Source organism: Polaromonas sp. P1_F1 (assembly GCF_056405795.1).
The window spans coordinates 1-1,097 of record NZ_JBFUBJ010000023.1 but is presented as its reverse complement, the minus strand read 5'-3'; the positions used below and the strand labels follow the sequence as shown (position 1 = coordinate 1,097).

1 protein-coding gene is annotated in these 1,097 nt (G+C 62.7%); it reads right to left on the bottom strand.

Annotated elements, in window-relative coordinates:
* Positions 1-1,097: calcium-binding protein (locus tag AC1DZE_RS23245; RefSeq protein WP_477700613.1), on the bottom strand; the 1,097-nt coding region annotated here is incomplete at both ends.

Below are 1,097 nucleotides of genomic sequence, written 5' to 3'. Positions count from 1 at the left end.
TCGATGCTGTCGCTGCCCGTGAGGGTGAGGTTTTCCAGGTTGGCGCCCAGGGTGTAGGTCACCGAGGAGCGGACGGTGTCGATCTCGCCCGCCAGGGTGCTGGTTTCGCTGATGACATCGCCGAGGTTGTCGACGATGTAGGTGTCGTTGCCGGTGCCCCCGGCCATGAAGTCGGCCCCGGCCCCGCCGTCCAGGAGGTTGTTGCCGGCGTTGCCGGTGATGCGGTTGCTGAGCGAGTTGCCGGTCCCGTTGAGATTGGCAGTGCCGAGCAGGTTGAGGTACTCGAGGTTGGCACCCAGGGTGTAATCGATCGAGGCATTGACGGCATCGATTTCCCAGGCCGAGGTGCCGCGTTCGATCACGACGTCACCGATGTTGTCGACGTAGTAGCTGTCGTTGCCGGCCCCGCCGTCCATGGTGTCCGCGCCGGCCATGCCGTTGAGGATGTCGGCGCCGGCGTTGCCGGTCAGGGTGTTGTTCAGACTGTTGCCGACCGCTATATAAGCGCCGCTCCCCAGCAGCAGGACGTTTTCGACGTTCTGCAGATTGCTCAGGTTCAGGTCGACGACATTGTCCTGTGCGGTCGCGTTGTAGACGACGTAAAGGGTGTCGGTTCCTTCGTTGGCGTTTTCCTGCACCAGTGCCAACTCCGCGCTCTGATCCAGGGCGTAGTCATCGTTGCCTTTGCCGCCGATGAAGGTGTCCAGGCCGGCGCCRCCGTTCAACTGGTTGTTGCCATCGTTGCCGGTCAACACGTTGTTCTGGCTGTTGCCRATGGCATTGATGCTGTYGGTGCCCGTGAGGGTGAGGTTTTCCAGGTTGGCGCCCAGGGTGTAGGTCACCGAGGAGCGGACGGTGTCGATCTCGCCCGCCAGGGTGCTGGTTTCGCTGATGACATCGCCGAGGTTGTCGACGATGTAGGTGTCGTTGCCGGTGCCCCCGGCCATGAAATCAGCACCCGCCCCGCCGTCCAGGAGGTTGTTGCCGGCGTTGCCGGTGATGCGGTTGCTGAGCGAGTTGCCGGTCCCGTTGAGATTGGCAGTGCCGAGCAGGTTGAGGTACTCGAGGTTGGCACTTGAGGTACTCGAGGTTGGCAC